Annotated in this window: 19 protein-coding genes; 8 read left to right on the top strand and 11 right to left on the bottom strand. The window is 71.5% G+C overall.

Going from position 1 to position 23,403, the window contains the following annotated elements:
- Positions 1-16 precede the first annotated feature (16 nt).
- Positions 17-1,210, top strand: coding sequence for an MFS transporter (locus IEX47_RS07810; protein ID WP_188783446.1), 1,194 nt, complete (start codon positions 17-19; stop codon positions 1,208-1,210).
- Between the two features lie 60 nt (positions 1,211-1,270).
- Here IEX47_RS07810 and IEX47_RS07805 read toward each other — a convergent pair whose 3' ends face one another.
- Positions 1,271-2,467: a PucR family transcriptional regulator gene (locus IEX47_RS07805; RefSeq protein ID WP_188783445.1), complete on the bottom strand. Its 1,197-nt coding sequence runs from the start codon at positions 2,465-2,467 to the stop codon at positions 1,271-1,273.
- 190 nt (positions 2,468-2,657) lie between these two features.
- Here IEX47_RS07805 and IEX47_RS07800 point away from each other — a divergent pair, with 190 nt between their 5' ends.
- The 4 genes from IEX47_RS07800 to IEX47_RS07785 all read left to right on the top strand — a co-directional run bounded on the left by IEX47_RS07800 (position 2,658) and on the right by IEX47_RS07785 (position 8,538).
- A complete protein-coding gene (locus tag IEX47_RS07800; RefSeq protein WP_188783444.1) occupies positions 2,658-3,308 on the top strand; it encodes a hypothetical protein in 651 nt (216 codons plus the stop codon).
- Between the two features lie 70 nt (positions 3,309-3,378).
- A complete protein-coding gene (locus tag IEX47_RS07795; RefSeq protein WP_188783443.1) occupies positions 3,379-5,208 on the top strand; it encodes a peroxidase family protein in 1,830 nt (609 codons plus the stop codon).
- Positions 5,209-5,230: 22 nt separating this feature from the next.
- Positions 5,231-7,177 (top strand): acyl-CoA dehydrogenase family protein, encoded by a 1,947-nt coding sequence (locus IEX47_RS07790; RefSeq protein ID WP_188783442.1) that lies wholly within the window; start codon positions 5,231-5,233, stop codon positions 7,175-7,177.
- Positions 7,177-8,538, top strand: a complete 1,362-nt coding sequence (locus IEX47_RS07785) for a cytochrome P450 (RefSeq protein WP_188783441.1) — start codon at positions 7,177-7,179, stop codon at positions 8,536-8,538. Before IEX47_RS07790 ends, IEX47_RS07785 begins: the two co-directional genes overlap by 1 nt.
- A gap of 74 nt (positions 8,539-8,612) precedes the next feature.
- Here the strand turns inward: IEX47_RS07785 and IEX47_RS07780 are convergent, their stop codons facing one another.
- The gene (locus tag IEX47_RS07780) at positions 8,613-8,939 is read right to left on the bottom strand and encodes a DMT family transporter (RefSeq protein WP_188783440.1); all 327 of its coding nucleotides are present in this window, start codon (positions 8,937-8,939) and stop codon (positions 8,613-8,615) included.
- Between the two features lie 90 nt (positions 8,940-9,029).
- On the opposite strand from IEX47_RS07780, the gene IEX47_RS07775 reads away from it, so the two are divergent.
- Positions 9,030-9,596 carry a TetR/AcrR family transcriptional regulator gene (locus IEX47_RS07775; RefSeq protein WP_188783439.1) on the top strand — a complete coding sequence of 189 codons (567 nt, stop codon included), beginning with the start codon at positions 9,030-9,032 and terminating at the stop codon, positions 9,594-9,596.
- A gap of 78 nt (positions 9,597-9,674) precedes the next feature.
- Here the strand turns inward: IEX47_RS07775 and IEX47_RS07770 are convergent, their stop codons facing one another.
- From IEX47_RS07770 to IEX47_RS07755, 4 genes are all read right to left on the bottom strand, one after another.
- A complete protein-coding gene (locus tag IEX47_RS07770) occupies positions 9,675-11,093 on the bottom strand; it encodes an aminobutyraldehyde dehydrogenase (RefSeq protein WP_188783438.1) in 1,419 nt (472 codons plus the stop codon).
- Positions 11,094-11,106: 13 nt separating this feature from the next.
- The gene (locus IEX47_RS07765) at positions 11,107-12,465 is read right to left on the bottom strand and encodes a flavin monoamine oxidase family protein (protein WP_188783437.1); all 1,359 of its coding nucleotides are present in this window, start codon (positions 12,463-12,465) and stop codon (positions 11,107-11,109) included.
- An 87-nt stretch (positions 12,466-12,552) separates the two neighbouring features.
- Positions 12,553-13,635, bottom strand: a complete 1,083-nt coding sequence (locus tag IEX47_RS07760; RefSeq protein WP_188783436.1) for a threonine aldolase family protein — start codon at positions 13,633-13,635, stop codon at positions 12,553-12,555.
- The gene (locus IEX47_RS07755; RefSeq protein ID WP_188783435.1) at positions 13,632-15,095 is read right to left on the bottom strand and encodes a DUF6421 family protein; all 1,464 of its coding nucleotides are present in this window, start codon (positions 15,093-15,095) and stop codon (positions 13,632-13,634) included. The genes IEX47_RS07760 and IEX47_RS07755 overlap by 4 nt, the downstream gene beginning before the upstream one ends.
- Before the next feature lie 135 nt (positions 15,096-15,230).
- On the opposite strand from IEX47_RS07755, the gene IEX47_RS07750 reads away from it, so the two are divergent.
- Positions 15,231-15,704 (top strand): Lrp/AsnC family transcriptional regulator, encoded by a 474-nt coding sequence (locus tag IEX47_RS07750; protein ID WP_188783434.1) that lies wholly within the window; start codon positions 15,231-15,233, stop codon positions 15,702-15,704.
- A 28-nt stretch (positions 15,705-15,732) separates the two neighbouring features.
- Here the strand turns inward: IEX47_RS07750 and IEX47_RS07745 are convergent, their stop codons facing one another.
- The 3 genes from IEX47_RS07745 to IEX47_RS07735 form a co-directional block, all read right to left on the bottom strand.
- Entirely contained in the window at positions 15,733-16,677 is a 945-nt protein-coding gene (locus IEX47_RS07745) for a nitrilase-related carbon-nitrogen hydrolase (RefSeq protein WP_188783433.1), read from the bottom strand.
- A gap of 28 nt (positions 16,678-16,705) precedes the next feature.
- Positions 16,706-17,767: an agmatine deiminase family protein gene (locus IEX47_RS07740; protein WP_229662725.1), complete on the bottom strand. Its 1,062-nt coding sequence runs from the start codon at positions 17,765-17,767 to the stop codon at positions 16,706-16,708.
- 205 nt (positions 17,768-17,972) lie between these two features.
- Positions 17,973-18,518 carry a TetR/AcrR family transcriptional regulator gene (locus IEX47_RS07735; RefSeq protein ID WP_229662724.1) on the bottom strand — a complete coding sequence of 182 codons (546 nt, stop codon included), beginning with the start codon at positions 18,516-18,518 and terminating at the stop codon, positions 17,973-17,975.
- A gap of 141 nt (positions 18,519-18,659) precedes the next feature.
- On the opposite strand from IEX47_RS07735, the gene IEX47_RS07730 reads away from it, so the two are divergent.
- On the top strand, positions 18,660-20,054 hold the full coding sequence (locus tag IEX47_RS07730; RefSeq protein WP_188783431.1) for an APC family permease: 1,395 nt from the start codon (positions 18,660-18,662) through the stop codon (positions 20,052-20,054).
- Between the two features lie 290 nt (positions 20,055-20,344).
- Here the strand turns inward: IEX47_RS07730 and IEX47_RS07725 are convergent, their stop codons facing one another.
- The gene (locus IEX47_RS07725) at positions 20,345-21,181 is read right to left on the bottom strand and encodes a ParB/RepB/Spo0J family partition protein (protein ID WP_444544078.1); all 837 of its coding nucleotides are present in this window, start codon (positions 21,179-21,181) and stop codon (positions 20,345-20,347) included.
- Positions 21,182-21,453: 272 nt separating this feature from the next.
- Positions 21,454-22,269, bottom strand: a complete 816-nt coding sequence (locus IEX47_RS07720) for a ParA family protein (protein WP_308423262.1) — start codon at positions 22,267-22,269, stop codon at positions 21,454-21,456.
- Positions 22,270-23,403 lie beyond the last annotated feature (1,134 nt).

Genomic DNA, 23,403 nt, shown 5'->3' with positions numbered 1-23,403 from the left:
CGCGCGTGAACCGGCGATGACCCCAGCCACGACCACGGTCGGCCGCCCCCGCACTCACCGCACCGGGCCGCTCCTCCTCGCGGTCCTGCTCGTGGCCGCCAACCTCCGCCTCGGCGTCACCTCCCTCGGTGCCCTGCTCGACCAGGTCCACGACGCGACCGGGATGTCGGCCGCGACCGCCTCCTCGCTCACCTCGCTGCCGGTGCTCTGCTTCGCCGTCGTCGGCGCGACCGGCATGGCCCTCGCCCGCCGGGTCGGCGTGCACCGCGGCATCGCCGTCGCGATGGCGCTGCTGGCCGCCGGACTCGGCGTCCGCGTCCTCGGCGCGTCCCCGCTGCTGGTGCTCGGCACGCTGCTCGCCTGCGCCGGCATCGCGCTCGCCAACGTCCTGCTGCCGGCCGTGGTCAAGGAGCACTTCCCCGACCGGGTCGGCGCGGTGACCGGTGCCTACAGCGCGGTCCTGTCCGGAGGTGCCGCGCTGGGGGCGGCTGCCACCGCGCCGATCGCCGACGCCGCCGGCAGCTGGCGCGCAGGCCTGGGCACCTGGGCCGTCGTCGCGGTCGCCGCGCTGGTGGCCTGGGCGCCCTACTGCCGCGACCCCGACCACACCGGCCGCGGCCAGCGCGGCCCGTCCCTCTGGCGCAGTCCCACCGCGTGGGCCGTCACCGTCATCTTCGCGACGCAGGGCATCGCGGCGTACGTCGTGATGAGCTGGCTCCCGACCGTCTACGTCGACGCCGGGTTCAGCCACCGCGAGTCGGGACTGCTGCTCGCGGTCTCGATCCTCGTCGGTGTCCCCGTCTTCTTCGTGGTGCCGACGATCGCCACGCGCCTCCGTTCGCAGGGCCACCTGCTGGCCGGGCTCTCGCTGCTCATGGGCGCGGGCTTCCTCGGCCTCTGGCTCGCACCCGTCGGCGGCGCGTGGCTGTGGGCGGTCATCCTCGGCGTGGGCGGCGGCATCTTCCCCGTCGTGCTCACCCTCTTCTCGCTCCGCGCCGCCGATTCCGCCGCCACCGCCGCGCTCTCGGCGATGGGCCAGAGCGTCGGCTACCTGCTCGCCGCCGGCGGCCCACTCGGCGTCGGCCTGCTCCGCGACGCCACCGGCTCGTGGTCGCTGCCGCTCGCGCTGCTCGTCGGCCTGATGCTGGTCCAGATCCCGATCGGGTACGCCGCCGGCCGGCCGGTCCTCGTCGGCGCGCCCCGCAACTGACGCGGCGACTGACGCGGCGACGGGCCCGCAACCGACCCCGGCAACCGACCCTGCGAGGACTCAGTCCCGCCGCGCCTCGAGGGCCAGGCAGAGGGCGGCGACGTCGCGCGGGCGGTCGAGGCGCCGGCCCGTCTTCTCCTCGAAGCGACGCAGCCGGTGCCGCACCGTGTTGGCGTGGCAGGAGAGCCGATGGGCCGTCTTCGTCGCGGAGCCGCCGACATCGACCCAGACCCGCAGCGTCTCCAGCAACGTGTAGCGCTCGGCGTCGGCGAGGGCGTCGAGCGGGCCGAGCACGTCGTCGGCCATCCGCCCGGCGACGTCACCACCTGCTGCGACCGTGATGCCGACCGGGTCGTCACCGAACCGGACCACCCCTCCCGCCACCGGGGCGGCCGAGGCCGCGAGCCGGGCCAGCTCGAGCGCACGCGCCGCACCGGTCAGGTCGTCGATCACCGGGCTCACGCCGACGCGCGGCCGACCGTCGCCCTCGAGCAGCTCGACCACCCGCTCGACGTGGAGCGTGCCGACGTCGACCACACCGACCTGTACGTCGGGCAGCAGCCGCCAGGCCGAGCGGCACCCGAGCCGCGCCAGCTCCGCCTCGATGCCCAGGAGCGCCGAGCGTCCGGGGGCGGGCAGCAGCGCGGCGACCACGACGTACGTCCCCGAGACGGGCAGGCCGAGCAGGTCGGCGACCTCCCACAGCGTGCGGCGGTCGACGAGGGTCCCGGCGAGCACCGTCTCGACCAGCGCCGAGCGCTCCGCCTCCCGGTGCACCAGCCGCTCGGTCAGGGTCGCGTTGTACGCCGCGGTCATCGTCTCGGTGAAGACGTCGTGGGCGACCACCGCGTCGGCGGTCGCGACGAGCACGGCGTCGGCCGGGATCCCGCGCTCCCGCCCCTCGGCGATGACGTGCTCCCACATCACGCGGAAGCCGATCCGGTACGCCGCCAGGACGTCGGAGAGCGGCACCCCCGCCTCCGCCCGTCGTACGCCGGTCGCGGCTGCCGGCGCGGGGTCGCCGACGACGCCGCGGGCCAGGCCCTCGAGGACGAAGCGGAGGTTCTCGACGCAGCTCGCGGTGAGCTCGTCGGCGGGCACGGCCACGCTGGCGTTGTAGAACGCGACGCGGTCACGCACGTGGCGCGCCACCTCGGCCCCACGCTCGTCGAGCGTCGCGAGGAGCGCGGCGGTCAGCTCCTCCAGCCGGGGGTCGGCCGGCCGCGGCCGCGCGTCGGCCTGCCTGGGGATGGTCATGCCACCAGACCCTACGAGGCCACAGCCCCGAAGACAGGCGGGTTGTCAGGACCCACAACCGGACGTCCCCCGAACTGTGAAAAGTGAACGGGGTCACACTCTGTACGCGCACTCTCCAGCCTCCTATCGTCGGTGAGCACGGCGGGCTTCACCTCGGGCGTGCCCGGTAGACCTCATGGGGAAGGCATTCATGGCCACCGACCAGACCTCTGCTCCGGGAGCTGACGCAGCCGCCACCGTCGCGGCGTGGCGCTCCCTGGCCAGCAGCAACCCGCCCGACGCGGCCGAGGCGGCGTGGAGCCGCATCCTCGAGCTGCAGGACCTGGGCCGCACCGACCGCAAGCAGGCCGACGCGCTCCTCAACGACCTCTTCCGCGCCGGCAGCCCCGCCCGCGGCCTCGACGGCCCGACCGACGGCATCCTCGTGCTGACCACCACCACGAAGCTCACCGACGTCGCACTCAAGGCCCTGACCTCGGCGTGGATGCCGTGGGAGGGCAAGCGCTTCGACGCCGACGCCGGCACCGGCGACAACCGGATGACCGACGACGCCACCGTCGTCGGCAAGGTGCTCTGGCCGCTCTACTCGATGAAGGACTCGCTCGCCGGCAAGGTCGCCTTCGACTTCACGACGTACGTCGAGCCCGGCGTCGAGGACCCCGACATCGAGGTCATGGTCATCGACTACGCCGACATCAAGGACAACCCGCGCCTGCTGATCCGCAGCATCCGCGACGAGCTGGTCGAGCTGGTCCCCGGCGCCTACCTCGGCAAGGTGCTCTACCGCCTGCCCACGAAGTCCTACGCGAAGCTCGGCTACTTCGCTCTCCGCACGCCCTGACCCCTGCCGCCTGACCCGCACCCACCCACGCCGTACGCCGTCGTACCCCGCCCGACCTGCGAGGAGCATCATGAGCCCGAAGATCCCCAACCCGCTGAACCTGCAGTGGTACCAGCACCCGTCGCTGCTCCTGCAGCTCAACGCGCTCGCCAACGAGCGCGACGACCTGCGCGAGAAGAACCTCTTCGAGGGCGAGGGCATGCGGCCCGAGGGCGACATGGGCGAGCCGACCCCCGAGGTGATCCGGGCGCGCACGCCCGAGGGCACGTGGAACGACCTGGGCTGCCCGCACATGGGCGCGAAGGGCACGGGCTTCGGCCGCAACGTCCCGATCGAGAAGACCATCGTCGACCGCAAGCGCCTGCTGACGCCGGACCCGCGCGAGATCAGCCGCAAGCTGATGGCGCGCGACACCTTCAAGCCGGCCGGCATCCTCAACGCGCTGGGTGCGGCGTGGCTGCAGTTCGAGAACCACAACTGGTTCTTCCACGGCAACGGCGTCGCCGACAAGGTCATCAACATCCCGCTCCAGGACGGTGACGACTTCCCGGAGAACCCGATGGTGATCCGCGAGACGATCCCGCTCCGCGGCGAGATCAAGGACGGCTGCCCGGCGCCGGTCTTCGCCAACGAGGAGACCCACTGGTGGGACGGCTCGCAGATCTACGGCTCGGGCCAGGAGAAGCAGGGCCAGATCCGCACGTTCAAGGACGGCAAGATCAAGGTCGACGACAGCGGTCGCCTGCCGGTCAGTGACATCCCCGGCGTCGACCTCACCGGCATGCAGGAGAACTGGTGGTTCGGCCCCGGCCTGCTCCACACGCTCTTCGCCCGCGAGCACAACTCGGTCGTCGACGCGATCAGGAAGGCCCACCCGGACTACAACGACCAGCGCCTCTTCGAACTCGGTGTCCTCGTCGTCTCCGCGCTGATCGCGAAGATCCACACGGTCGAGTGGACCCCCTGCGTGCTGCGCCACCCGGCGCTCCAGATCGGCATGAACGCCAACTGGTACGGCGCCCTCGGCGAGACGTTCAAGGACAAGGTCGGCCGCATCGGCGACTCCGAGGCGTTGTCGGGCATCATCGGCTCGGCGACCGACCACCACTCCGCGCCGTTCTCACTGACGGAGGAGTTCGTGTCGGTCTACCGGATGCACCCGCTCATCCCCGACGACTGGTCGTTCTACAGCCTGGAGACGGGTGCCCACGTCCAGGACGCCTTCTTCACCGACATCCAGGGCCGATACACGCGCGACTTCATGGACAGCCTGACGATGGGCGACCAGTGGTACTCCATCGGCAAAGCGAGCGCGGGCGCGGTCTGCCTGCACAACTACCCCAACGCGCTGCGCAACCTGACCCGCATCGACGGCCAGGTCACCGACCTCGCCACGCTCGACATCGTCCGCGACCGCGAGCGTGGCGTGCCGCGCTACAACGACTTCCGCGAGGCGCTGCGGATGCCGCGACGCAAGCGGATCGAGGACATCACCCCCAACAAGCAGTGGGCCAGGGAGATCAACGAGGTCTACAACGGCGACGTCGACGCGGTCGACCTGCAGATCGGCATGCAGGCCGAGCAGCCGCCGAAGGGCTTCGGCTTCTCCGACACGGCGTTCCGGATCTTCATCCTGATGGCCTCGCGCCGGCTCAAGAGCGACCGCTTCTTCACCAAGGACTTCCGCCCGGAGGTCTACACGAAGACCGGCTTCGACTGGGTCAACGAGGCGACCATGAAGGACGTCCTGCTCCGTCACTACCCGGAGCTGGAGCCGGTCATCGGCGACGTCGAGCGCGTCTTCGCGCCGTGGCACGAGCTCGGCCTGACCGAGCCGGGCAAGAAGCCCACGATCATCCGCGCGGCCGACACGGTGAAGTCCTACCTGCCGTGGGGCTGACGGCGCTGACTCCGGACAACCGATGAGCGAGCCCGCTCCCCTCCCGGCCGCAGACGCCGGCGTGCTCACCGCCCTCCTGGACGGTGAGTACGCCGCGTTGCGCGGCCGGGTCCGCGATTTCCTCACCGAGCACGCGTCCTTCCACGTCGAGGTCGAGGAGCTCGGCCGCGACGACTACCGCGACCGCGTGCGCGACCTCGTCGTCGAGGCGGCTGCCGACGACCTGACCCGCTCGGGCTACCCCGCGGCGTACGGCGGGCACGACGACTTCGGCGGCAACGTCGCGGCGTTCGAGACCCTGGCCTTCGGTGACCTGTCGGTGCTGGTGAAGTTCGGCGTGCAGTTCGGCCTCTTCGGCGGCGCGATCCAGATGCTCGGCACCGCGCCGCACCACGAGGCGTGGCTCGCCGACATCGGCGCGGCGAAGCTGCTCGGCTCGTTCGCGATGACCGAGACCGGCCACGGCTCCAACGTGCAGGCGATCGGCACCACCGCGACGTACGACCCGGCGACGGACGAGTTCGTCATCGACACCCCCGACGACGACGCCCGCAAGGACTACATCGGCAACGCCGCGCGCCACGCGCAGGCGGCCGCGGTCTTCGCCCAGCTCGTCGTGCCGGGCTCCGACGGGCAGCCGGAGCAGCACGGCGTGCACGCGCTCTTCGTCCCCCTGCGCGACGAGAGCGGCGCGCCGCTGCCCGGCGTACGGATCGGCGACTGCGGCAAGAAGCTCGGCCTGCAGGGCGTCGACAACGGCCGGATCTGGTTCGACGGCGTGCGGGTGCCGCGCACGAACCTGCTCAACCGCTACGGCGACGTGTCGGCCGCTGGCGTCTACACCTCGCCGATCGACAACCCCGACCGCCGCTTCTTCACCATGCTCGGCACCCTCGTGCAGGGCCGGGTCTGCGTCGGTGGCGCCGGCATCACCGCCAGCAAGACCGCCCTCACCATCGCCACCCGGTACGCCGCCGGGCGCCGCCAGTTCGGCCCCGCCGGCAAGCCGGAGACCGTCCTCCTCGACTACGGGCAGCACCAGCGCCGGCTCCTGCCGCTGATCGCCCGGACCTATGCCCTGCACTTCGCGCAGGAGCGACTGGCGCGCGACTTCCACGAGGTCTTCACCGCCGGTGACGCGACCAGCGAACGCCGCCGCCGCGCCCTCGAGTCGCGCGCAGCCGCCACCAAGGCCCTCGCCACCTGGCACGCGACGACCGCGATCCAGGAGTGCCGCGAGGCCTGCGGCGGCGCTGGCTACCTCGCCGCCAACCGGTTCGCCGCGCTGAAGGCCGACACCGACGTCTTCACCACCTTCGAGGGCGACAACACGATCCTGCTGCAGCTCGTGGGCAAGGGCCGGCTGACCGACCTCAAGGACGAGTTCGGCTCGTTCGACCAGGTCGACATGGTCCGCTACGTCGGGCGCCAGGCGATCGAGACCCTTGCCGAGAAGGTGATCGCCCGGTCGGTGGTCGAGCGCGTGCGCGACGCGGCCCGCGGCCACGACGAGGGCGAGCCGGGAGGCGACCTGCTCGACCCGGCGTACCAGCTCCGGATGCTGCGCACGCGTGAGGAGCGGATCACCGGCAGCGTCGCCCGCCGGCTCAAGGCGGGGATGGACGCGGGCGAGGACCCGTCGGAGGTCTTCAGCCGCTGCCAGCACCACCTGCTTGCTGCCGCCTCCGCGCACGCCGAGCGGATCGTGCTCGAGGCGCTGCTGACGAAGGTGGCCGCGATGCCCGAGGGCCCCGAGCGCACCCTGCTGGAGAAGCTCGGCCATCTGCACGCGCTCGCCGAGATCGAGCGCGACCGCGCCTGGTGGCTGGAGCACGGCCGGCTCTCGACCGAGCGTGCCAAGTCGGTGACCCGCGCGGTGGATACGTTGTGCCGGGAGCTGCGCCCCCACGCCCTCACGCTCGTCGACGGCTTCGGGGTCCCCGAAGCCCTACTCACACAGGAGATCTGATGGCCCTGGACTTCAAGCACGCCTCCCTCGTCGAAGGCGTGCGGTTCACCGCCCAGGTCGGCGTCCCCAATGTCGTCCAGGGGCTCTTCAAGAAGCGGCCCGGCGTGGTCAGCACGGTCGGCAGGCTGCCCGCCGACGCGCTCGCCTACCGCCTGGTTGCCGGGCTCGCGGAGAAGTACGGCCCCGACCCGTTCTGGGTCCGCGTCGGTGGCGACGAGGCCCTGCTCCTGACCCACCCGGACGACATCCACACGGTGCTCGGCGGCAGCCCCTCGCCGTTCGCCTCGGACCCGGACGCCAAGCGCAAGGGCATGACCGCCTTCCAGCCGACCGCGCTGACGATCTCGCGCGGGGACCTGTGGGCCGACCGGCGGGCCTTCGCCGAGGCGGTGCTGCAGACCGGGTCACCGCTCCACTCGCTCGCGGCGACCTTCGCCGCGGTCGCGGCGCAGGAGGCCGACGCGCTCGTCGCCGGCGGTGACCTCTCGTTCGAGGCGATCAACGCCGCCTTCCAGCGCCTCACCCGCCGTGTCGTCCTCGGCACGGCCGCGGCCGACGACACCGCCCTCACCGACCAGCTCGGCGAGCTGATGGCCGCCGGCAACAAGATGCCCGGCGAGCCGGCCGAGGGGTACGACGCGTTCCACGCCCGCCTCGCGGAGTACGTCGCGGCACCGGACGCCGACGCGTTGACCGGGCTGGTCGCGGGGGCTCCCTCGACCGACGAGACCGACGTGCCCGGGCAGCTGATCCACTGGCTCTTCGCGATGGGCGACACGCTGCCGACGAACCTCTACCGGGCGCTCGCCCTGCTCGCGGCCCACCCGGAGGCGCTCGCCCGGGTGCGCGAGGAGGCCACCGCGAAGGGCGCCGGCGGGACGGACGGCTCGCGGGCCGTCGGCGCGGGAGCGGTCGAGGCGGTCGCCGGGTCGGCGTACCTCGCGGGGTGCATCCTCGAGGCCATGCGGCTCTGGCCGACCACCGGGCTCTTCGGCCGGGTCCAGGCCGAGGAGGTCCGCTGGAAGAACGGCCAGAAGACGCCGGCCGGCACCCAGCTGCTGATCCACAACCTCTTCAACCACCGCAACCGCGAGCGGATCCCGTTCGCGGACCGGTTCGCGCCGGAGGAGTGGAGCGAGGGCACGGCCGGTGACGACTGGTCGTTCAACTTCTTCAGCCACGGACCCCAGGGCTGTCCGGGTGCGGGCATGTCGATCTTCCTGGGCCAGGCGTTCCTCGGCCGGCTGCTCGCGCAGGCGACGCCGCGGATCACCGCTGGTGCCTCGCTCGACGCCGCGAAGCCGCTGCCCTACGGCTGGGACGTCTACACCGCCACGATCGCGCTCGACCCGATCGCCTGACCTGCGGGAAACAACGAGGGGCTGGTCGATGGATCGACCAGCCCCTCGACCCTGCCCGGGTGATGGGAGAAACGTCAGTGGGCGCCCTGCAGGTTGAGCACGACGACGCCGGCGACGATCATCGCGAGCGCGGCGACCTTGGCCGCGGTCACGGGTTCGCCGAGCCAGACGACACCGACGACCGCGACGAGCGCGGTGCCGAGCCCCGACCAGATCGCGTACGCCGCGGAGACCGACATGTGCCGGATCACCAGTGCCAGGAGCCAGGCCGAGAGGGCGTAGCCGCCGAGCACGACTGCCGTCCAGGCCGGGTCGCGGAAGCCGTTGGCGCGCGACAGCGCGGAGGTCGCAGCGACCTCGAGCGCGATGGCGGTGATCAGGAGCCCGAAGGCGGTGTACATGGGGTGCCTCTTCGACGTGACGGTGCGCAGCATGATTGTGTAGCAGGTGCTACACCTACTGTAGCACTTGCTACAGTGGCCCTGCCATCAATGGAGGAGGCCGTCATCGCGAAGGACCCCCAGCGCCGCGCCACGTGGGCCGAGGCCGCCACGGACTACGTCCTCAGCCACGGCCTGATCGGCCTCAGCCTGCGCCCGCTCGCCGCCGAGCTCGGCACCAGCGACCGCATGCTCCTCTACCACTTCGGCTCCAAGGACGAGCTCGTCGCCGACGTCCTCCGCGTCTCCAACGACCGCTCGATCGCCGAGGTGACCGCGCTCGCGCCGTCCCCGGGGCTCCGCGACGCGGTCGTCGACCTCTGGAAGGTCATGGAGGGCGACCGGTGCTCCCGGATCTACGTCGAGGCAGCCGCGCTCGGCCTCTTCGGCAGCGAGCCCTACGCCAGCGTCGTGCGCGAGGCCAACGCGCTCTGGATCGGCTCGCTGGTCGGCCACCTGGTGCGCTCCGGCGTCGAGCGCCACCTCGCCGAGCGCGCCGCCAAGGTCGTCGACGCGGCGTTCATGGGCTTCCAGCTGGACCTTCCGCTGGACGTCGACACCTCCGCCCGCGCCCGCGCCGTCGCCGACCTCGCCGAGGCGGTCAGCGCCCTCGCCTGAACTCTCGGCGCAATGAGACCGGCCGCGCGGACCGGGTCGAGCGGTCCGGCGCGGCCGGGATCGGGGGCGGCTGGAGGATCAGCCGTGCGCGTGCATCACGTGCTTGATGCGGGTGTAGTCCTCGAGGCCGTAGCGCGAGAGGTCCTTGCCGTAGCCGGACTGCTTGAAGCCACCGTGCGGCATCTCCGCGACGAGCGGGATGTGGGTGTTGACCCACACGCAGCCGAAGTCGAGCTCGATCGAGCACCGGTGCGCGGTGCCGTGGTCCTTCGTCCACACGCTCGAGGCGAGGCCGAAGTCGACGTCGTTCGCGAGCTGGATGGCCTCCTCCTCGGTCTCGAAGGTCTGCAGCGTGACGAGCGGACCGAAGGTCTCCTCCTGCACCACCGCATCCTCCTGCCGTACGCCGGCGACGAGCGTCGGCGCGAACCAGAAGCCCTTGTCGCCGATGCGCTGGCCACCGGTGACGATCCGTGCGTGGGGAGGCAGCGACTCGACGACCGAGAGCACGCGGGCGAGCTGGTTGGCGTTGTTGAGTGGTCCGTAGAACGGGTCCTCAGCATCGGGACCGGTGGCGACGTCGGCGGCGATCGCCTCGACGAGCGCCTTCTCCAGGTCGGCGGCGATCGACGAGTGCGCGAGGATCCGGGTGACCGCGGTGCAGTCCTGGCCGGCGTTGAAGAATGCACCGACCACGATGCCCTCCACCGTGGCAGCGAGGTCAGCGTCGCCGAAGACGATGGCCGGGGCCTTGCCGCCGAGCTCGAGGTGCACGCGCTTCACGTCGGGCGCAGCGGCAGCCGCGACCTGCTTGCCGGCACCGGTCGAGCCGGTGATCGAGACCTGCGCGGCGGCCGGGTGGGCGACGACCAGCTTGCCGGTCTCCCGGTCACCCGCGAGCACGTTGAGCACGCCGGGCGGCAGCACCTCGGCGGCGATCTCGCCGACCAGCGCGGCCGAGCCCGGCGTCGTGTCCGACGACTTGAGCACGACGGTGCAGCCCGCGGCGAGCGCCGGCGCGACCTTCCAGATCGCCATCATGAACGGGTAGTTCCACGGCGCGACCTGGCCGACGACGCCGACCGGCTCGCGGCGTACGTAGGAGGTGTGGCCGGCGAGGTACTCACCGGCGGCGGCACCCTCGAGCGAGCGCGCCGCACCGGCGAAGTAGCGGAGCTGGTCGAGCCCGACCGTGATCTCCTCGTCGCGGGTCAGCTGCTCCGGCTTGCCGGTGTCACGCACCTCGGCGGCGAGCAGGTCGTCGGCGCGCGCCTCGAGCGCGTCGGCCAGCGCGAGCAGGAGCTTCTGCCGCTCCGCCGGCGTCGTCCGGCGCCACGTGCGGAAGGCGCGGGTGGCCGCGTCGTACGCCGCGTCGACGTCGGCCGCGCCCGAGAGGGCCGCGACGTCGTGGACCTCACCGGTGCGGGGGTCGACGATCTCGCTGGTGCGACCGTCCGCTGCCGGGACGACCTTGCCGTCGATGACGTTGCTGATCATGGTGCGTTTCCTTTCAGGAGCCGAGGCTGGGCTGCTCGAGGAGCTGCTGGGCGAGGCGCGTGCCCATCCGGACCGCGCCGTCGACGTGCTGGAAGCCGTGGCCGGCGATGTCGCTCGAGCCGAACCGGATCGGGCCGACCGGCTCGTGCAGCTTGGCGCCCCAACGCGTCAGGCTGCCGACGTCGAAGCTGGTCGCGTAGGCGCCGCCGGTCAGCTCCTGGTGCTGCCAGTCGCTCTCGACGTACGTGCGGGGGGTGAGTGCGGCGTCGCCGAAGTACGACGCGAGCGAGGCGAGGATCGCGGCCTGGCGCTCGTCGGCCGAGAGGCGACCCATCGCGTCGGCGTTGAGGTCGGAGACGAAGCCGACGAGCGTGCCGGTCTCCTTGCCGTGCAGGGTGTTGTCGTAGACCTCGTGCACCAGCTGCCACGGACCGAAGCCCGTGCCCGAGCGGCCGGCCTCGCGCCAGAACGGGGTGTCGTACTCCGCCTGGACCTTGATCACCAGGCCGAACGACTGGTGCTCGCGGGCGTGGCGGTGCTCGGCGGGGAGCTCCGGGGTGATCCGGATCCGGCGGACGTGGGTCGGCGGGAGGGCCAGGACGACGTTGCGGGTGGCGATCTGCTCGCCGTCGACCGTCACCACGGCTCCGGACTCCGACCAGTCGACGTGGGTGACGTCGGCCGAGAGGCGCACGCGCTCGCCGAGGCGCTCGGCGAGCGCGGCCGGCACGGAGGCGAGGCCGCCGACGACCCGCTTGTCGAGGATGAAGTCGGCGTCGACCAGGTGCGTGAAGGAGCCGGCACTGGCCGACATCAGCACCGCGGTGAGCGCGGAGAAGGAGTGGGTCGGCTTGGTCAGCATCGCCGGGCCGAGGTAGAGCGCGATGTTGTCGCGGGCCTCGGCGTCGGTGGTCTGCGCGTCGAGCCACTGCGCGAAGCTCACGGCGTCGAGCTCCGCGGCCTGCGGGTGCTCCCAGGGACGGTCGGGGTCCATCTGGGCGGCGAGGTCGTCGACGACGCCGATCAGCCGGTCGATCTCCTTGGCGGTCTGCTCCTCGACGGGGAGGTCCTCACCGGTGAAGCGGCGGGCGACGCCGGCCGCGTCGACGTACAGCGACTCGCCCTCGCGGAAGCGGGAGTAGGTCTCCAGGCCGAGCTCCTCGAGGAGGGCGATCAGCGCCTCCTGGTCCGGCGAGACCCACTGGCCGCCGATCTCGAAGTCCGAGCCGTTGTGGTCCTCGGTGCGGAGGCGGCCGCCGACGCGGTCGCGCGCCTCGAGGACGAGGACGTCCTGGCCGGCCTCGGCCAGGCGCCAGGCACAGGTGAGGCCGGTCGCGCCGGCGCCGACAACGACGGTGTCGTAGGTCTTCATGGTGTCACTGCCTTTTTGAATGCTGTTCAAACTCGGGAGCCACCACCGTACGGCCGGCTCGTGTGATCCGCAATACCCCTCCTGAAATCAACGGCTCCCGGTTTCACGGGAAACCGCGGCGACCAGCGCATCCACGTCCTCGTCGGTCGTGTCGAAGCTGCACATCCAGCGCACCTCGTTGCGCGCGGCGTCCCAGTCGTAGAACCGGAACTCCTTGCGCAGCGCATCCGCGACACCGTCGGGCAGCGTGGCGAAGACGCCGTTCGCCTGGGTCGGCTGGCTGAGGCCGACACCCTGGATCGACCCCTCGGCGAGCCCCGCCTCGAGGCCGGCACGGAGCCGCTGCGCCATCGCGTTGGCGTGGCTGGCGTTGCGCAGCCAGAGATCGCCTTCGAGCAGCGCGAGCAGCTGCGCGGAGACGAACCGCATCTTCGACGCGAGCTGCATGTCGAGCTTGCGCAGGTAGCGGAGCCCGCTCGACGCGGCCGGGTCCAGCACCACGACCGCCTCGCCCAGCATCGCGCCGTTCTTGGTGCCGCCGAGGCTGAGCACGTCGACGCCCGCGTCACGGGTGAACGCCCGCAGCCCCACCCCCAGCGAGGCTGCGGCGTTGGAGATCCGCGCGCCGTCCATGTGCACGCGCATCCCCAGCGTGTGCGCATGGTCTGCGATCGCGCGCACCTCGGCCGGCGTGTAGACCGTGCCGAGCTCGGTCGACTGGGTGAGCGAGACGACCAGCGGCTGCGCACGGTGCTCGTCGCCGAAGCCCCACGCCTCGCGGTCGATGAGCTCCGGCGTCAGCTTGCCGTCGGGCGTCGGCACCGGCAGCAGCTTGATGCCCGCGACCCGCTCGGGAGCACCGGCCTCGTCGGTGTGGATGTGCGCCGTCGCGGCGCAGACGACCGCGCCCCACCGCGGGAGCATCGACTGCAGCCCCACGACGTTCGCGCCGGTGCCGTTGAAGACCGGCCAGCCCTCGACCCCCTCGCCGAAGTGCGTGGCCAGGACCGCCTGCAGCCGCTCGGTGTAGACGTCCTCGCCGTACGCCACCTGGTGGCCACCGTTGGCCTCGGCGATCGCGGCGAGCACCTCGGGGTGGATGCCGGCGTAGTTGTCCGACGCGAAGCCGCGGACGGCGGGGTCGTGGCCCCCCGGGCGCGGAGTGCTCATGGCAGCGCCACCTCCGAGCTCGCGGTGATGCCGGCCGTCGACTCGATGACCGGCCGCATCCTCTTGTCCAGCGACTCGTAGAACATCGACAGCGGGAACTCGTCGTCGAGCACCGCGTCGGTGTAGCCCTTCGGCGGCCCGGCGAGGACCTCCGCGGGAAGCCCGCGCGCCCAGGCCGAGGCGGGGTGCGGCGTGAGCGTCCCCCGGACCAGGTCGTACGCCGCCAGCCAGTGCGCCGTCTTCGGACGGTCGATCGAGCGCCAGTAGAGCTCGTCGATCGCCTCGCCGAGGGCGATCACGGCCGCCGGCACCTCGTCCCAGTCGAAGGCGAGCGAGGTGTCGGTCCAGTGCAGCACGCCGCGCTGGTGCAGCCAGGCGAAGAGCAGCTGGCCGCCGAGGCCGTCGTAGTTGCGGACCCGCGAGCCCGTGATCGCGAAGCGGAAGATGCGGTCGAAGATCACGGCGTACTGCACGAGGCGGGCGTGCTCGAGCGTCTCCTCGTCGGCGAGCGTGAGCTCGTCGGCACGCGCGGCGAGCCGCTCCTCGAGCCGCACGCACTCGCGGAACGCGGTGAGGTCACAACGCAGCTCCTCGAGCGAGTAGAGGAAGTACGGCATCCGCTGCTTGATCATGAACGGGTCGAACGGCAGGTCGCCGCGCATGTGGGTGCGGTCGTGGATCAGGTCCCACACCACGAACGCCTTCTCGGTCAGCGCCTGGTCGGTCAGCATCCGGGTAGCGCCCTCCGGCAGGTCGAGGTCGGTGATCTCCGCAGCCGCGCCGACGACCCGCCGGAAGCGCGCCGCCTCGCGGTCCTGGAAGATCCCGCCCCACGTGAACGCCGGGGTCTCGCGGACCGCGACCGTCTCCGGGAAGAGCACCGCGCTGTTGGTGTCGTAGCCCGGCGTGAAGTCGAGGAGCCGCAGCGGGAGAAAGAGCTTGTTGCCGTAGTCGCCGGCCTCGAGCGCGCTGACGAACCGTGGCCAGATCACCTCGACCAGCAGTGCCTCGACGTGGCGGTTGCTCGAGCCGTTCTGCGTGTACATCGGGAAGACGACCAGGTGGCGCAGCCCGTCGACGCGGTGGCGCTGCGGCTGGAACGCGACCAGCGCGTCCAGGAAGTCCGGTACGCCGAAGCCGCCGTCCGCCCAGCGGCCGAAGTCCGCGACCGCGGCAGCCAGATAGGCGTCGTCGTACGGGAACAGGGGGCGGAGCTCCTCGATCGCGGCCGTGATGGTCGCGACGTACCGGCGCGCAGCATCGTGGTGCGCGGTGTCCGGGACGGAGCCGTCCTGCACCTGCAGCCCCTGCAGGGCGGTCGCCGCCGCCTTGAGCGCCAGCCACGCGGCGCTGGTCTCGACCCCGGCGGCGCGATCCACCACGTCCTCGACGACCTCCGGCTCTCCGATGATGGCCTGCGTCGTGGGGAGCTGGTTCAGGACGTGCTGCTGCGAGGACATGCGGGACGAACCTCCGATCGGGGCGCCGTGGTGTTGAGGGAGCTTCTCCAGCCTAGGGGAATGATTTCCTCTTGCAACGTCCAGACGCCGGAACTTTTCCGGTTCGTGACCTCGGCCGCTGCTAGCCTCGCCTCCATGAGCGCTGCGGAGCCCACCCCCGTCCTCGACGACGCGATCGACGAGGGCATCGTCCGGGCGGTGTCGCTCGATGCCCGCGCGACGCTGTCCGACCTCTCGGCAGCGGTCGGCCTGTCGGTCTCCGCCGTCCAGGCACGCCTGCGCCGGCTCGAGTCCCGTGGCGTGATCACGGGCTACCGCGCGCTCGTCGAGCCGTCTGCGGTCGGCAAGCCGCTGGCGGCGTTCATCGAGATCACCCCGCTCGACCCCGGGCAGCCCGACAACGCCCCCGAGCTGCTCGAGCACCTCACCGAGATCGAGGCGTGCCACTCCGTCGCCGGCAACGCGAGCTACATGCTGCTGGTCCGCGTCGCCTCACCGCGCGACCTGGAGTCGCTGATCCGCGACATCCGCAGCGCGGCGTCGGTGAGCACCCGCACCACCGTCGTCCTGCAGACCTTCTACGAGAACCGCCCGATCCTCCCCGCCTGACGCCCGCCGCTGCGGATGGTCCCCGAGCTCAGCGCTGCGCGGTGAGGCTCGCGTACGTGTCCGGCCGGCGCGTGTCGAGGAAGGGGAAGAGGGTCAGCCAGTCCTTCCGCTGGTCGAGGTCGAGCGTCGCGACCAGGACCGCGTCACCCGAGCGCGGCGCCTGCGCGAGGATCCGGCCGTAGGGGTCGGAGATGAACGACGAGCCGTAGAACTCCACGCGCCCCTCGCTGCCCCAGCGGTTCGGGACGCACATGAAGAGGCCGCTGGTGATGCCGTTGCCGACGATCACGTGCTGCCACAGCGGCTGGGTGTCGAAGTCCGGGTGGTCGGGCTCGGATCCGATCGCAGTCGGGTAGGCGAGCACCTCCGCGTCGGCGAGCGAGTAGGCGCGCGCCACCTCCGGGAACCACTCGTCCCAGCAGGTCGGCAGGCCCAGGCGCGGCGCGCCCGGGAGGTCCGGGACGTGCACGGGGTAGGCGTCGTCGGCCGGGCCCTGGCGGAAGAAGAGGTCCTCGAAGTAGCCCTCGGTCACCGGGATGTGCGTCTTGCGGGTCCGCCCGACGAGCTCTCCACCGGGCGCGACCAGGATCGCGGTGTTGTAGCCGAGGCCGTCGTCCGAGCCGTCAGGAGCGGGCGCCGCCTCGTAGAGCGATGCGTGCACGAAGACGCCGTGCTCCCCCGCCAGCTTCGCCATCAGCGTGCGGGTCGGTCCGTCCTCGAGCGACTCGGCGATGTCCGCCGGGCGGCCTTCGGGGCGGTAGTCCGCGGGGTAGCGCGACAGCGTCAGCTCGGGCAGGAACACGACCTGCGCGCCGGCCTCGGCCGCCCGGCGTACGCCGTCGGCGAGGGCTGCCGCGTGCGCGTCGGCGTCCTCCTGCCAGTGCATCTGGACGACGCCGACCCTCAGCGTGCGACCGGGGCCGGCGGCCGCGCGGGCGAGGGAGGGCTGGGGCGTGGCGGTGATGAGTTCCATGGGAGATCCTTGTGCTGGTTCAGGTGGTTCAGAGGGCGGGCTGCTGCTGGGTGATGCAGTGGATGCCACCGCCGCGCGCGAAGATCGGCCGCGCGTCGACGGGGACGATCCGGCGTCCGGGGTAGGCGTCGGCGAGGACCGCGAGCGCCTCGTCGTCGACGGGGTCGGCGAACGAGCAGGCGATCACCGCGCCGTTGCAGACGAAGTGGTTGACGTAGCTGTAGTCGACCCAGCCCTCGTCGTCGCGCAGCGTGGCCGGCGCGGGAAGCCGTACGACGCGGAGCGGCTTGCCGTCGGCGTCGTGCTCGGCCTCGAGCAGCGCGATGAGCTCGCGCGACACCTCGTGGTCGGGGTGGGCCGGATCGCGCTGGTCGTGGACCAGGACGACGCCGCGGTCGGCGAAGGTCGCCACGATGTCGACGTGGCCCCGCGTGCCGAACCGCTCGCTGTCACGGGTCAGGCCGCGCGGCAGCCAGATCACCTTGCGGGCACCGACGGTGCGGGCCAGCTCGGCTTCGACGTCCGCCCTGGTCCAGCCGGGGTTGCGGCCCGGGTCGAGCTGCACGGTCTCGGTGACGAGGAACGTCCCGGCACCGTCGGTGTGGATGCCGCCGCCCTCGTTGACCATCGGTGAGTCGATCCGCTCCGCGCCGGAGACCTCGGTGGCGACACCGCTGGCGACCGCGTCGTGCTCCCAGCTGGCCCAGTCCTGCTGGCCCCAACCGTTGAAGACCCAGTTGACCGCGCCGAGCCGGCGCCCCTCGGGACCGTCGGAGACGACGAACGTCGGGCCGATGTCGCGGTACCAGGCATCGTCGAGCGGCTGCGCGTGCACCTGCACCCGCGGGTCGAGGAAGCGCGCGGCGGCCTCACGCTCGGACGCGGGGACCAGCACGTGCACGGGCTCGAACTCCACGATCGCGTTGGCGACGGCCGCCCACGTGGCGCGGGCCTCGTCGGCCTCCTCCGCGGTGTCGCCCAGCGTGTAGGAGCCCGAGGGCCAGGCCATCCACGCAGCGTCGTGGGGCGCGGTCTCGGCCGGCATGAGCCACCCGGCCTGCGGCTCCGTATTTGAACGTGATTCAAACATGGCATCCAACGTAGGCCAGGTCACAGAGGTCCGCAAGAGCGGCGGCCCGGATTTCTCGGCGCCGGAAGCTCGGCCCGGAATCCTCGGCCCGGAATCCTCGGCGCGGGAGTCTGGGCGCCGGAACGAGCGCGCCCCGGGACGACAACGGCCCCGCCCCCAGGACAGGGGCGGGGCCGGCAGCGGTCGTCACGCTGCGCAGAATGCGTCAGGCGGTCGCTCCGGCGTACAGCTCGGCGGGGAGCAGGGCACGCGCGTGGGTGAGCGCGGTCTCGACGCTCATGTCCTCCTCGCCGAGGGCGATCGCGATCGCGAGGCCGTCGAGAAGGGCGCAGATCCGCCGGGCGAGCGACGCGGGGTCGACCGCGCCCGCAGCCGTGAGCAGTCGGGCGAGCTCGTCGCGCCAGACCTCGTCGAGCTCCTCGTACGGACGGCGGAGCTCCTCGGCGCGCAGCACGCGCGGCCAGACCTCGATCCAGACCAGCCATCGCGGGTCACCCAGGCCGTTGGGCAGGAACTGTCGGCAGAAGAGGTCGAACCGCGCCGCGAACGGCGCCTCCTCCGCCCGCGACGCCTCCCAGCGCGCCCAGAGCTGGGCCTCGCTCCAGCGGAGCACCTCGAGCAGGAGGCCGTCCTTGCTGCCGAAGTAGTAGAGGAGGTGTCCGGCGCTCGTGTCGACCCGTCGGCCGAGCTCGGCGAGCGTCAGGTCGGCGAGGCCTCGCTCGATGAGGAGCTCCCAGGCAACCTCGAGCACTCGCTCCCGTGGACGATCGAGCCGACGATGGCGTCGTGGAGATTTTTCTGCGGGCACCCCTTGACCCTAGTAGGTGACGCCGTTCATAGTCAGGACACCAGAGTTTGTATGTTGTTCAAATCACAGTCCCCCGAGGTGCCCATGTCCACGCTGTCCGGTCCCACCGATATCCCCGATGTGCAGAGAGCACTCGACCTGCCCACCGGGCCCGGCCTGAAGCCGGTGCTGACCCTCACGGCAGCGATCCTCCTGACGCTCTCGTGCGTGACGCCCGCCTCGAGCCTCTTCATCATCGTGCCGGAGCTGCTCGCCTCGCAGGGCTCGGGCGTCGTCATGACGCTCCTGGTCGGCGTCCTCATCTCCGTCGCCGTCGGCGTCTGCTACTCCGAGCTCGGCACCCGTACGCCGAGCAGCGGCGGCGAGTACGCGATGGTCACGCACACGCTCGGCAAGGCCGCCGGATGGCTGACGTTCGCGCTCACCTCGGCGACGCTCATCGTCATCCCGCCCGTGATCGCGCTCGGCACCGCCGACTACCTCGCGCCGATCATCGGCCTCGACCGGGCCATCACCGGCGCGGTCGTCATGCTCCTCGCCACCGCCACGGGCCTGCTCGACATCAAGTCGAACGCCTACGTCACGGGCGCCTTCCTGGTCGTAGAGACCGTCGCCGCTGCGACCGTCGCCTACCTCGGCTTCTCGCACAGCGAGCGTCCGGTCTCCACCCTGTGGCACGCGCAGGTCAGCGACGGCCACGCGCTCTCGCCGTTCACTGCGGGCATCCTGCTCTCGGGCCTGGCCATCGCGATCTTCACCTGCTCCGGCTTCACCACCGCGACGTACCTCGCCGAGGAGATGGTCGCTCCCCGCCGCAACGTGAAGTGGGCCGTCCTCGGCTCGCTCGCCCTGGGCGCCTTCATCATCGTGGTCCCGACCGCGGCGACCGTCCTCGGTGTCGGCTCCCTCGACGACCTCGCCAACGGCACCTTCCCGGACTTCGTCACGGCCTGGGCCGGCTCCCGCACCTCCGCCGCGATCAGCGTCGCCATCGCGATCGCCATCCTCAACGCGGTCATCGTGATGGTCATCCAGAACTCCCGCGTCGTCTACGCAACCGCCCGCGACAAGGCCTGGCCCGAGCCGATCAACAAGGCGCTCGCCACGCTCCACCCGCGCTTCGGCTCGCCCGTCATCGCCACGCTGCTGGTCGGTGTCCCCGGCGCGCTGATGGCCTGGCTCATGGACATCGAGGCCCTGCTCGGCATCACCTCGGTGATCCTCGCCGGTGTCTACCTCGTGGTCGCCGTTGCCGCCCTCTTCGTACGCCGCGCTCCCCACGCCGGCTGGAAGATGCCGCTCTGGCCGGCTGCCCCGATCCTCGTCATCGTCGGTGTCGGCTACGCCCTCCGCGAGTCGGCGATGTCGGACGTCATCGCCGTGGGCGGGCTGCTGGTCCTCGCGCTGGTCTACTACGTGGCCTACCTCCGGCCGCGTGCCGCGACCCACTTCCTGGTGGATGCCCGCGACGACAGCTGACCTGGTCGTACACCGCCGAAGGGCGGGACGGAGCCGCGAGGTTCCGTCCCGCCCTTCGACGTTCCCGGGTGGCACGGGTCTGACGCCTCCTGGATCAGACGCGGCCGGGCCAGAGGTCCGGTGCTGGCCCGTGCGCCTCGCCCGCGCTACGGCGGCCGTTGAACGACGAAGCGCTCCGTCCCCCGAATGTTTCACGGGAAACAGAGCGCTGTCGCTTTGTCGACATATCGCCTTGTCGGCTTACCGACCGCACCTTGGCCCAGCGGGCCGAGTCCGTGCGTGCTGGTCCGTCAGATCACGCGGTCGTGCCGGTTGCGCGGATCCATGATCTCGGTGATCCGCTTGAGGTCCTCGAGCGTGGCGAACTCGACCGTGATCCGGCCCTTGGCCTTGCCGAGCTCGACCTTCACCCGCGTCTCGAAGCGGTCGCTGAGCCTGTCCGAGATCTCGGTCAGGCCAGGCGCGTGCGGCTTCGCCCGCTGCGTCCGCTGCGGTCCACGGCCACCGTGGTCACCCACGGCCACGATCTCCTCGAGGCCGCGCACGCTGATGCCCTCGGCGACGACCCGCTGCGCGAGCCGGTCCTGGACCTCAGGGTCCTCGACCGCGAGCAGCGAGCGCGCGTGGCCCGCCGACAGCACGCCGGCCGCGACGCGGCGCTGGACGGCGGGCGAGAGCTTGAGCAGACGCAGGGTGTTGCTGATCTGCGGGCGGGAGCGGCCGATCCGGCCGGCGAGCTCGTCGTGCGTGCAGCCGAAGTCGTCGAGCAGCTGGCGGTAGGCGGCAGCCTCCTCGAGCGGGTTGAGCTGCGATCGGTGCAGGTTCTCCAGGAGCGCGTCCCGGAGCATGTCGTCGTCCTCGGTCTGCCGGACGATCGCGGGGATCGCCTCGAGGCCGGCCTCCTGCGACGCGCGCCAGCGGCGCTCGCCCATGATCAGCTCGTAGGCGTCCTCGCCGGTCTTGCGGACGACGATCGGCTGGAGCAGGCCGATCTCACGGATCGAGTGCACCAGCTCCGCGAGCGCCTCCTCCTCGAAGACCTGCCGCGGCTGCCACTGGTTGGGGACGATCTGCTTGATCGGGAGCTCGGCGAAGTAGGCACCCGTCTCGATCGCTCCCCCAGCCACGGCCTGCGCGGGGGCATGTCCGACGGACGAAGCGCTAGCCGTGCCCTTGAGCGCCGAACTGGTGCCACTGGTCGCACCATCGGGGCGCTGGGAGCCGGCAGGAGCGCCCGGGAGGGAAACGCCGGACCCGTTGCCCGCCGAGGACCCGTTCGACGCTCCAGGGGTCACCGACGGCGTCGCGGGGGCCGCGCCGGCCTCGGCCTCATCCGCCGGTGCAGTCGGGATCAGTGCACCCAGGCCACGGCCCAGACCTCGTCGCTGCGGCTGGCTCATCACTGGACTCCCTTCTTCGCCATCTCACGGGCGGCCTCGAGGTACGAGAGGGCACCGGGCGAGCCGGGGTCGTACGTCATGACGGTCTGGCTGTACGACGGGGCCTCCGAGACGCGCACCGAACGCGGGATGTAGGTCTTGAGCACCGTGTCGCCGAAGTGCTCGCGCACCTCCTCCGCGACGTTCGAGGCGAGGCGGGTGCGGGCGTCGTACATGGTGAGGAGGATCGTCGAGACCTCGAGCCGCTGGTTGAGGTGCTTCTTCACCATCTCCACGGTCTCGAGCAGCATGCCGAGGCCCTCGAGCGCGTAGTACTCCGCCTGGATCGGGATGACCATCTCCTCGCCGGCGACGAGTGCGTTGAGGGTGAGCAGGCCGAGCGAGGGCGGGCAGTCGACCAGGACGTAGTCGAACCGGTCCTCCCCCGCCACCTCCGCAGTGCCGACCCACTCGTGGGCCGCGATCGCCTTCTGCAGACGGCTCTCCCGCGCGACGATCGAGACGAGCTCGATCTCCGCGCCCGCGAGGTCGATCGTCGCCGGCACGACCCACAGGCCCGCCTGGTCCGGGCACGGCTGCATGACGTCCGCGAGCTTGTCCTCGTTGACCAGCAGGTCGTACGTCGACGGCACGCCACGACGGTGCTCGATGTTGAGCGCGGTGGATGCGTTGCCCTGGGGGTCGAGATCGATGACGAGAACCCTCTGGCCCAGCTGCGCGAGCGCAGCCGCAAGGTTGACCGTGGATGTCGTCTTGCCGACGCCACCCTTCTGGTTGGCCACCACCATCACGCGCGTGCGCTGCGGTCGTGCCATTGCCGGCCGCTCCATCGCACCTTGCCGCGCGAGCACGATGTGCTCCGCTGCTCGTGCCAGCGGCGTCGTCTCCTCGGCGAACGTCGGCCCGGCGTCAGCCAGGTCCGCAGCCGTTCGGACGACGAATCCCTGGCCCGTTTCACGTGAAACCACGAGGTCCTCTTCCTGTGGATGAATGACCCTTACCTGTGGATGGCCACGCTCAGCGAGTCCCGATCACCGGTGGAAAACCTGATCAGACCGCGGCGACGCCCACACCTTCGCAAGGGATGATCGTGCGTCGCGCAGCATCCCGAAGGACCTGCGCGAGAGGCCAAAACTACCGGCACCTGATCGGCTCCTGCTACCTGCCCTCCACAGTTCGCCCGACCCGCGAGACCGACGAGAATCACACCCGACCAACGGACCACGACTTCCGTACCAACCCTGCCGCCCCGAGCGGCCACCGTCGAGTGACCATCCAGGGCGGCAACGCCTCGGGGGCTCCGTGCGACTCATCGCAGTTCGCGCCGAAGGACCGCTTCCCCAGTACTGCACGGCCCGGATCAATCGCCTGCCAGCGGCTTCGATCCGGATGCTCGCGCCGCCCTGACTCGCCGCGACCTCGGGCACGGGGCACACGCACAAGCACCGCAACCCCCGCGAACGCAGTCACTAGGGCAGCAGTCACGCGAGCTAGGCACGCCACGGCTCCCCTCGGCGACGCCTGGCCCTAGTGGGTGCGCGGTGCGCTCCCAAGGTCGGTTTCACGTGAAACCTGCTGAGGACGACCCGTCGCCGGTCCTTGGCGCGCCGTGCCGGCGCAGCCGCCCGCTGGCCGATCCGCCATGAACCAGACCAGTCACAGCGACTCCCCGGCCTCTGCCAGCGGAACTTCGCCACACAGGGGCTACGGATGAAGGGCGACCGGCCCACCGGAAGCGACAGCGCACCCGGGCGACATGCGCCGACATGGCGAGCCCATCGACGCACCCGCCGACGAACGGTCGGGCGTTTCACGTGAAACCGGCGGCGCAGCCGAGGCCAACCCGCCTCGCCGCGCCTCAGCAAGTCGACCCATCGCGTCGCGCCTCCGGGCGACTACCCGCCCGGCAGGGAGGGCCGATGCCGTCCGGGCACAGCTCAGCCCATCAC

Origin of the sequence: Nocardioides phosphati, from assembly GCF_014646375.1 — a bacterium.
GTDB classification, from domain to species: Bacteria; Actinomycetota; Actinomycetes; order Propionibacteriales; family Nocardioidaceae; genus Nocardioides; species Nocardioides phosphati.
Note: the sequence above shows the minus strand (reverse complement) of the source record. Positions and strands in the feature narration are given on the sequence as shown.

What these genes read in the sequence shown, in the direction of transcription:
- IEX47_RS07810 (WP_188783446.1), top strand. Translation starts at nt 17, where the DNA reads ATGACCCCAGCCACGACCACGGTCGGCCGCCCCCGCACTCACCGCACC.
- IEX47_RS07805 (WP_188783445.1), bottom strand. Translation starts at nt 2,467, where the DNA reads ATGACCATCCCCAGGCAGGCCGACGCGCGGCCGCGGCCGGCCGACCCC.
- IEX47_RS07800 (WP_188783444.1), top strand. Translation starts at nt 2,658, where the DNA reads ATGGCCACCGACCAGACCTCTGCTCCGGGAGCTGACGCAGCCGCCACC.
- IEX47_RS07795 (WP_188783443.1), top strand. Translation starts at nt 3,379, where the DNA reads ATGAGCCCGAAGATCCCCAACCCGCTGAACCTGCAGTGGTACCAGCAC.
- IEX47_RS07790 (WP_188783442.1), top strand. Translation starts at nt 5,231, where the DNA reads ATGAGCGAGCCCGCTCCCCTCCCGGCCGCAGACGCCGGCGTGCTCACC.
- IEX47_RS07785 (WP_188783441.1), top strand. Translation starts at nt 7,177, where the DNA reads ATGGCCCTGGACTTCAAGCACGCCTCCCTCGTCGAAGGCGTGCGGTTC.
- IEX47_RS07780 (WP_188783440.1), bottom strand. Translation starts at nt 8,939, where the DNA reads ATGTACACCGCCTTCGGGCTCCTGATCACCGCCATCGCGCTCGAGGTC.
- IEX47_RS07775 (WP_188783439.1), top strand. Translation starts at nt 9,030, where the DNA reads ATGGAGGAGGCCGTCATCGCGAAGGACCCCCAGCGCCGCGCCACGTGG.
- IEX47_RS07770 (WP_188783438.1), bottom strand. Translation starts at nt 11,093, where the DNA reads ATGATCAGCAACGTCATCGACGGCAAGGTCGTCCCGGCAGCGGACGGT.
- IEX47_RS07765 (WP_188783437.1), bottom strand. Translation starts at nt 12,465, where the DNA reads ATGAAGACCTACGACACCGTCGTTGTCGGCGCCGGCGCGACCGGCCTC.
- IEX47_RS07760 (WP_188783436.1), bottom strand. Translation starts at nt 13,635, where the DNA reads ATGAGCACTCCGCGCCCGGGGGGCCACGACCCCGCCGTCCGCGGCTTC.
- IEX47_RS07755 (WP_188783435.1), bottom strand. Translation starts at nt 15,095, where the DNA reads ATGTCCTCGCAGCAGCACGTCCTGAACCAGCTCCCCACGACGCAGGCC.
- IEX47_RS07750 (WP_188783434.1), top strand. Translation starts at nt 15,231, where the DNA reads ATGAGCGCTGCGGAGCCCACCCCCGTCCTCGACGACGCGATCGACGAG.
- IEX47_RS07745 (WP_188783433.1), bottom strand. Translation starts at nt 16,677, where the DNA reads ATGGAACTCATCACCGCCACGCCCCAGCCCTCCCTCGCCCGCGCGGCC.
- IEX47_RS07740 (WP_229662725.1), bottom strand. Translation starts at nt 17,767, where the DNA reads ATGTTTGAATCACGTTCAAATACGGAGCCGCAGGCCGGGTGGCTCATG.
- IEX47_RS07730 (WP_188783431.1), top strand. Translation starts at nt 18,660, where the DNA reads ATGTCCACGCTGTCCGGTCCCACCGATATCCCCGATGTGCAGAGAGCA.
- IEX47_RS07720 (WP_308423262.1), bottom strand. Translation starts at nt 22,269, where the DNA reads ATGGCACGACCGCAGCGCACGCGCGTGATGGTGGTGGCCAACCAGAAG.